At 63.3% G+C, this 8,149-nt stretch carries 6 protein-coding genes; 4 read left to right on the top strand and 2 right to left on the bottom strand.

Annotation, left to right across the window (positions count from 1 at the left end; genetic code table 11):
- Positions 1-1,523: fumarate hydratase (locus AC5JJ6_RS31335; RefSeq protein WP_496045805.1), on the bottom strand; the 1,523-nt coding region annotated here is incomplete at its 3' end.
- Positions 1,524-1,564: 41 nt separating this feature from the next.
- Positions 1,565-3,112, bottom strand: a complete 1,548-nt coding sequence (gene citF, locus AC5JJ6_RS31330; protein WP_496045804.1) for a citrate lyase subunit alpha — start codon at positions 3,110-3,112, stop codon at positions 1,565-1,567.
- Between the two features lie 131 nt (positions 3,113-3,243).
- Between citF and AC5JJ6_RS31325 the strand changes: the two genes are divergently transcribed.
- The 4 genes from AC5JJ6_RS31325 to AC5JJ6_RS31310 all read left to right on the top strand — a co-directional run bounded on the left by AC5JJ6_RS31325 (position 3,244) and on the right by AC5JJ6_RS31310 (position 7,674).
- Entirely contained in the window at positions 3,244-4,461 is a 1,218-nt protein-coding gene (locus AC5JJ6_RS31325; RefSeq protein ID WP_496045803.1) for an acyl-CoA dehydrogenase family protein, read from the top strand.
- Between the two features lie 699 nt (positions 4,462-5,160).
- Positions 5,161-6,432, top strand: coding sequence for a tyrosine-type recombinase/integrase (locus tag AC5JJ6_RS31320; RefSeq protein ID WP_496045802.1), 1,272 nt, complete (start codon positions 5,161-5,163; stop codon positions 6,430-6,432).
- Positions 6,433-6,619: 187 nt separating this feature from the next.
- The gene (locus AC5JJ6_RS31315; protein ID WP_496045801.1) at positions 6,620-7,315 is read left to right on the top strand and encodes a hypothetical protein; all 696 of its coding nucleotides are present in this window, start codon (positions 6,620-6,622) and stop codon (positions 7,313-7,315) included.
- 128 nt (positions 7,316-7,443) lie between these two features.
- Positions 7,444-7,674: a helix-turn-helix transcriptional regulator gene (locus AC5JJ6_RS31310; protein ID WP_496045800.1), complete on the top strand. Its 231-nt coding sequence runs from the start codon at positions 7,444-7,446 to the stop codon at positions 7,672-7,674.
- Positions 7,675-8,149: the final 475 nt, after the last annotated feature.

The following is an 8,149-nucleotide window of genomic DNA, read 5'->3' as shown; positions in this document are numbered from 1 at the left end:
CCGGACTGCATGCCAGCGGGCAGAGTACGGTCGTTTCTCCAGGCGGCCGGGCCGGAGGTATGGACCGAATCCCCCATGGCATCGACCGCGACGGTCACCGGCATGTCCCGGATCTCGAATTCATGGATGGCCTCCATGCCGAGATCCGCGAAGGCGACGACGTGCGCGGCCTTGATCGCCTTGGATACGAGGTAGGCGGCGCCGCCGACGGCGACGAGATAGACCGCCCGGTGCCGCCGGATGGACTCGATGGCGGCGGCTCCCCGCTCCGCCTTGCCGATCATCCCCAGCAATCCGGTCCGATCGAGCATCGTTTCGGTGAACTTGTCCATCCGCGTCGCCGTGGTCGGTCCGGCCGGCCCGACGACTTCGCCCCGGACCGGATCGACGGGGCCGACGTAGTAGATGAAGCGGCCACTGAAATCCAAGCCCTCCGGCAGGGGCCGCCCTTCGCCCAACAGGTCCGCGATGCGTTTGTGCGCGGCGTCGCGGCCGGTCAGCACCTTGCCGCTCAGGAGCAGCCGTTCCCCTGACTTCCAGTCCGCGACATCGTCGCGTGTCAGCGTGTCGAGATGGACGCGCCGCACCGTTTCCGGCGCTTGCAGGTGAACCTCGGGCCAATCGCCGAGATCGACGTTCGGCAGACGAGCCGGTCCACGCCCGTCCAGAACGAAATGCACGTGGCGCGTGGCGGCGCAGTTGGGAATGATCGCGACCGGCTTGGAAGCGGCGTGCGTCGGGTAGTCCCTGATCTTCACGTCGAGGACGGTCGTCAGTCCGCCCAGGCCCTGCGCACCGATGCCGAGCGCATTGACCTTGTCATGGATCTCGATCCGCAGTTCCTCGATCCGGTCCCGTGGGCCGCGGGACTTGAGGTCGTGCATGTCGATCGGTTCCATCAGCGCCTCCTTGGCAAGGAGCATCGCCTTTTCGGCGCTGCCGCCGATGCCGATGCCGAGCATCCCCGGCGGGCACCAGCCGGCGCCCATGGCCGGCACCGTCCTCACGACCCATTCCGCGATGTCGTCGGACGGGTTCAGCATGACGAATTTGGCCTTGTTCTCCGACCCTCCCCCCTTGGCCGCCAGCCTGACATCCACCACGTCGCCCGGCACCACCTCCATGTGGACGATGGCCGGCGTGTTGTCGCCGGTGTTGCTGCGCGCTCCTGCGGGGTCGCGGATCATCGAGGCGCGCAGGACATTGTCCGGGTTCCAGTAGGCCCGGCGCACGCCTTCGTTCACCATGTCGGTGACGCTCATGGCTGCGTTCCAGCGGACATCCATGCCGATCTTCAGGAATACGACGACAAGACCGGTGTCCTGGCAGATCGGACGCCGGCCCTCCGCGCACATGCGGGAATTGACGAGCATCTGAGCCATGGCGTCGCGCGCGGCCGGCGATTCCTCGCGCGCGTAGGCGTCGCCCAGGGCCTTGATGAAATCGGGAGGATGATAATACGAGATATACTGCAAGGCATCTTCGATGCTTGCGATGAAATCGTCCTGTCCTATCGTCGTCATCGGGACCTCTACGGCTGTATCTGAAGATTGCCGGCGCTTCGTCACCCGGGCATGGCTTCGACAAGGTCGATCACGGTACCGTCGCGGTATTCCGCCACGGCGACGATACGCCTTGTTCCGCCGGAACGCTCCTTCGGGGCAGCGCCCGCCGCCTCTCCCGTCAGGCGCATCGCCTTTTCCCTCAGCTCGCCGATGGTGACCACGGGCAGCCCTTCCGACAGCAGCCGGTCGCGGAGATCGGGGCGCGTCGGGTTCACCGCCACGCCCTCGTCCGTGACGACGACGTCGATCGTTTCTCCGGGCGTCGTGATGCAGGCCACCCTTTCGACGATCTTGGGATGGTTCCTGGCGGTCAGCTTGGTCGTCACCAGGGCCAGTTTCGCGCCGGCCGCGGTGTCGCTGTGCCCTCCCGATCCGCCGATGATCAGGCCGCCCGCTCCCAGGGTGACGTTCACGTTGAAGTCGAGATCGACCTCGGCGGCGCCCAGGACCATGGCGTCCAGCTGGTTGACGACCGCGCCTTTGTTGTGCGGATTGGCGTACATGGAAGCCGACATCGACTGATGCGCCGCATCGCGCCGATAGGACTCGACGGCCTTGAGGTCGAAGCACTGGACATTGAACAGCGTCCGGAACAGTCCGGCCCGGAACATGTCCACGATCGTCCCGGTGATGCCACCCGCAGCGAAGCTGCCGACGATCCCGCGCTCCACCATGACGTCCCTCAGGCAGGCGGCAGTGGCGAGCGAGACGCCGCCGGCGCCGGTCTGGAAAGAGAAGCCGTCCTTCAGAAGGCCCGACGCCGCGATCACCCGGGCAGCGGTCGCGGCGATCTTCAGCCCGTCGAGCTTGTCGGTGACGCGCGTGCTGCCGGACACGATCTGACGCGGATCGCCTATGCTGTCCACCGCGACGACGTAGTCGACGTCCTCCTGCGTAATGTCGATCGGACAGGCCGGATAGGGCACCAGGTTGTCGGTGATCGCGACGACCCGGCGGGCGTGCTTCGCGTCCACCATCGGGTAGCCCAGCGTCCCGCACGCCGACTTGCCGTCCACCCCGTTCAGGTTTCCGTAGGTGTCGGCGGTCGGAGCGGCGACGAAGGCGACGTCGATGGGGAGGCCGCCGGACTCTATCGCCCGTGCCCGCCCGCCATGAGTCTGCATGACCGCTGGAGTGGCGAGCCAGCCCCTTGCCACCGCCTCCGCGACGGGACCCGCCATGTAGGCGGTCGAGATGCCGGTCACGACGCCGCTGCGGATGTGATCGACCAGCGGCGCATGAACAGGGAAGAGGGAGCTTGGCGCGATCCTGATGTCCCGCAGGCCGAGGGCCGCGATCTCCGCCATCACAGCCCTGAGGACGTCGTCGCCGTTCCGCAGGTGGTGATGGAACGATACGGTGGCGCCGTCCGTGAGCCCGCACGCCTCGATGGCCGCCCGGATGCTCGGCAATACCTTCGACGCTCCCGGCCGCACGGCGCATAGCCGCACCGGAGCGCGCGTTACCGTGCCTGAGTTCGCGAAAGCTCCCGCGAACCGCTTGACCGGGCCGTACCCCTCGATGAAGTCAGGAAATTGCCTATCCATGCCGAGCGCCCCTGCCATCCCTGTTCGACTATGCCTGCTTCTCGATCTTTCTTCCCGTTACGACCGCTTGCTACGACCGCTTGCCGGGTGTCCGGCAGGACGATAGGTCATTGGACCGGCAGGCGTCCAATATGCAGGCGTCCGATACGATGATCCGTGCCGGCCGCCGGGAAATCGAGGAAACCACCATGCTGAACACGACCGACCAGTACCAGGAAATCCGCGACGCGGTCCGTGACCTGTGCTCGAACTATCCGGCCGAGTATCATCGGAAGATCGATGAGGAGCGCGGCTACCCGGAAGCCTTCGTCGACGCGCTGACCAAAGCCGGCTGGCTTGCCGCCATGATCCCGGAGGAATACGGCGGATCGGGCCTCGGCTTGTCCGAAGCCTCCGTGATCATGGAGGAGATCAACCGGTCCGGCGGTAATTCCGGCGCCTGCCACGGCCAGATGTACAACATGGGAACGCTGCTCCGGCATGGTTCGGAGGAGCAGAAGCGCAGATATCTCCCCGGGATCGCCTCCGGCGAGTTGCGCCTGCAATCGATGGGCGTCACCGAGCCGACCACCGGCACCGACACCACCAGGATCAGGACGACGGCGGTCAGGAAGGGCGACCGCTACGTCGTCAACGGCCAGAAGGTCTGGATCTCGCGCGTCCAGCACTCGGACCTGATGATCCTGCTCGCCCGCACGACGCCGCTGCCCGATGTCGGGAAGAAGTCGGAAGGCATGTCGATCTTCCTGGTCGACCTCCACCAGGCCATCGGCAACGGGATCACCGTCCGGCCGATCGCCAACATGGTCAACCACGAGACCAACGAGCTGTTCATAGATAACCTGGAGATCCCGGCGGAGAACCTGATCGGCGAGGAAGGCAAGGGCTTCAGATACATCCTCGACGGACTGAACGCCGAGCGCACGCTGATCGCCGCCGAGTGCATCGGCGACGGCTACTGGTTCATCGACAAGGTCGTTCCCTATGTCAGCGAGCGCGTCGTGTTCGGCCGGCCCATCGGCCAGAACCAGGGCGTGCAGTTCCCGATCGCGGAGGCCTTCATCGAGATCGAGGCCGCCAACCTGATGCGCTTCGACGCGTGCCGCCGCTTCGATGCGCACGAGCCCTGCGGAACCCAGGCCAACATGGCGAAATACCTTGCCGCCAAGGCCTCGTGGGAAGCCGCCAACGCCTGCCTGCAATTCCACGGCGGCTTCGGGTTCGCCACCGAATACGACGTCGAGCGCAAGTTCCGGGAAACCCGGCTGTATCAGGTAGCGCCGATCTCGACCAACCTGATCCTCAGCTATGTCGCGGAACACGTGCTCGGCCTGCCCCGCTCCTTCTGAGACCCGCGGCATTGAAGATCGACCTGTGGATGTACCATCGCTTCAGGCCGACCTACAAGGCGATGGCCGATCAGTTGACGATCCCGTCTTACAGACCCATCACTTCCTAGCGCGCCGTGATGAACCATTCCGCGCCGGCGCCTGCAACATGCCTGCTTTTAAGGCGGAGGATGTTGTGCAACGCTTTTTCCAGTGCGCGGCGGTTGTGAGTTCTGATCGTCAGAAGAGGGCGCGGCATCTTGGGCGTGCTCGTGTACGATGGCCGGAGCGCTCGCCGAGAGGATTGCATCCTGCCGCAAGTCGGGCCTCTTCAGCCCGACATCTCTGCCGGAACTTACCGGTCAATCTTCAATGCCGTTGGAATAAGGTAGGATACGGCCGCTTGGGGAATGACAAGAGTAAAGCAGCGAAATCCCGGCCATCGGGACTGCTCGGCGCCTGCCGTACAATCTATGACCGAGTGATTGGAAGGATGGTGGGCGTGACAGGGATTGAACCTGTGACCCCTACGATGTCAACGTAGGTGTGGGGAGCTTTCTGCTGCTTCCTCAAGTTTCCCCCACATTGCCAAACCCTTGAAAATACTCATTACTAAGTTTACTGTATGTTTCGGGTGATGTCCCGAGATTGCCCTCATTTGCTTTCTCATGCTTCCCCCACGCTTCCCCGATGGGGAAGCAGCAAAATGAGGAAACCGCCATGCCCAAGCTGACCAAGCGCACCGTTGATGCCATCCGCCCTGATCTCGGTCGGGACGTTTTCATGTGGGACGACGAACTGAAGGGCTTCGGTGTGCGCGTGAAGCCATCCGGAGCCGGCGCCTTCCTTGTGCAGTATCGGACACCGGAGGGGCACACCCGTCGGATGGTACTCGGCAGGATTGGTGTCTTGACACCCGAAGAGGGACGTAGGCTGGCGCGGGAGAAGCTGGCTGCGGTTGCTGGCGGAGCGGACCCCAGCACGGATCGGCGCGAAGTCCGCACAGCGTTGACAGTGAGCGAACTGTGCGACCAGTACCTTGAGGCAGCTAAAGCGGGCTTGGTGACGACCCGCTTCAAGCGCCCCAAACGCGCGTCCACTGTGGCAATCGACGTTGGCCGGGTGCAACGACACATCAAGCCGCTGGTCGGCAAGGTTCGCGCCGACAAGCTCACACGGACTGCCGTCCAACGCATGGCCGACGCTATTGCGCAGGGGAACACGGCGGCGACTGTCAAGACCAAGGCGCGCGGCAAGGCTGTCGTGACGGGCGGCTGCGGCACCGCGGCGCGAGTAGTTGAACTCCTTGGTGGCGTCTGGAGCTGGGCTGACAAGCGCGGGCTGGTGTCTGGACCGAACCCAGCGCACGGCATTGAAACCGTCCGCGGAAAGGCCGACGACCGCGTGCTTGCCACGGAGGAACTTCGGGCCTTGGGGAAGGTGCTGGCCGACCAAGCGGTGCTTCGCCCGGCTGCCGTGGCTGCGATTCGACTGATCGCCTTGACCGGACTGCGGCGCGAAGAAGCCGTTGGGCTTCGTTGGGCGGAGGTGGATGAAGTCGGCTCGTGCCTACGTTTGGAGGCGACGAAAACTGGACGCTCCACCCGCCCCATCGGCAAGGCCGCACTCGACATCATCAGGACACTGCCCCGCCAGCACCCAGAGTGGGTGTTCCCGAATCGGGATGCGAGCGGCAGCGCCGACCTGAAGAAGCCGATTGCCGACCTGCTCGACGCGGCTGGACTGAAGGACGCGCGGTCGCAAGATCTGCGACGCACCTTCGCTAGCATGGCCGCGGAGGAAGGTTACAGCGACGCCACCATAGGCGAACTGCTGGGGCACGCCCGGCGCGGGGTTACAGCGCGGCACTATATCCGCAGGCCCGATGCGGCTCTGATTGCCGCGGCAGACGTGGTGTCCGCCAAGATCGCCACCATGATCGACGGGGTACTGGTCACGGCTGATGTGGTGTCGCTGCCGGCGGGACAATAACAAAGGGAAGAGGCCTTTTCGGGTTCCTGACCCCTCGTGTCGATAGGTCGAGGTGGTGGGCTCTGGCGCGGCGCAAGGGTGCGCGATAGGTTCTTGATCGGCGGGGATAGAGCGGCCACTCGACAAGCCCGAACTCCGGCTGGGTTTCCCCGTTGACATCTTCGGAACGCACTGTCGGAGGGCACAAATGAGCCGTGACAAAATGGATGAGCCAAGACTGATTGGCGAGAGTCACAGAAGGCCGCGTTGGCAGAAATGGCGCCAGATCGAGTCCATAAAGATATGGGATGGCGTAGCTTTGTCGCTTAATATTGATCCCGACCAAGTTCGGGTCGGTTATGACTGGGATCTTGGGAAAAATGTTTTTGACGAGTCTCAAGAGTTCAAAGATCGTGCAGACATTATGTTCCGAAAGTTCGGTGGACGTTTCGATTGTCCTCCGTGTTTCTCATCTACCAACATGGTAAGTTTCGATGAGTTCGCTGCCGGGGCAATCTCATTCGACTGGAGTGTTCCACCAGAGTTCATTGAGATGGCTGCTAAGAACTCCGCTCAGCCCACATCCAAAGCTGAGGGACAAATGAAATCACCCAGCGCACCCCTCGCTTTGACGCCAACCTACACAACCAAGCTGCTGCGGATCGTGGATGCCATCCGGGCGGAGATTGGAAGCGATGCCCAACCCCACCACTGGACGCGCGACGCAATAGAAGCGAGATCCCACGAACTGCTGTCGGAGTTATCGTTCCGAGACGCCGAGGCCATCGCGACGGTGCTGCTGCACGATGAAAAGCGGTTGAAGCTTGGAGGGTATGGCACCTTGGTATCGAAACGACGAAATACAAGAAAGGGTGCCACCCTAAAATCAAAGCGCCGTCAATAGCTTACGTCAGGGTGTCACCCCATTATGGGCTTAGGGGTGACAGGGGGTGACAGCTCCCTGCGACCTGCCTGATGCGCCAACCTGCATCGCGTTTGCCGGGATGTTCCGGCAATTGATGAGAGGTTGCCATGCACTCAAACATCTACCTGCGCCGGAAGGCGGCGAGCGAATACTGCACCGCTCGCGGCCTTCCCGTCGCCCCCGCCACGCTCGCCAAATACGCCACGCTCGGTGGCGGCCCAGAGTTCCGCAAGTTCAGCCGCTTCCCAGTATACGAGCCGGCGGCTCTGGATTTCTGGATTGAGTCGAAGCTGACCGGCCCGCGCCGTTCGACCTCTGATACTGGGGAAGGCGCCTGACCCATGACCATCATGGACAACAATTGCGGCGCGCTGGCGGCCATGGCCAAGCAGATTAAAGCCATTTCGGACAGGGATGGACTGGATGTGCGGTACGGCCCGCTGACAGGTCCCGAGTGGTTGCCCTCAGCAGGTGCGTCAATATGCGCCATCCCTATGACCGTAAGCTGGGTGAACCGCAATTGCGCTCGGAGTTCTTGCGGCGGGTCGAGTGCTTCCACGTACCGATCGCTCAGTCGAGAGGCCGCATCTTGGCGGAAAACGCGATACAGCCTTGTCTCCCTCTCGGAAGACGATACGGAACACGCGGAGGGCGTCGAATGACAACCACGCGTGCTATCGGTCGGCCACTTAGTTTGCGCCGTTCTGGTCAGACCAACAATGACCCGTGGTTCGCCTGCGGCAGTCGGAGTTTTGCGGTTCAAGGCCATGGTGGCCCAACCCTCGTGACATGCCATGTCAGCAGCGACGATCG

It is taken from the genome of Skermanella sp. (genome assembly GCF_059503625.1).
Note: the sequence above shows the minus strand (reverse complement) of the source record. Positions and strands in the feature narration are given on the sequence as shown.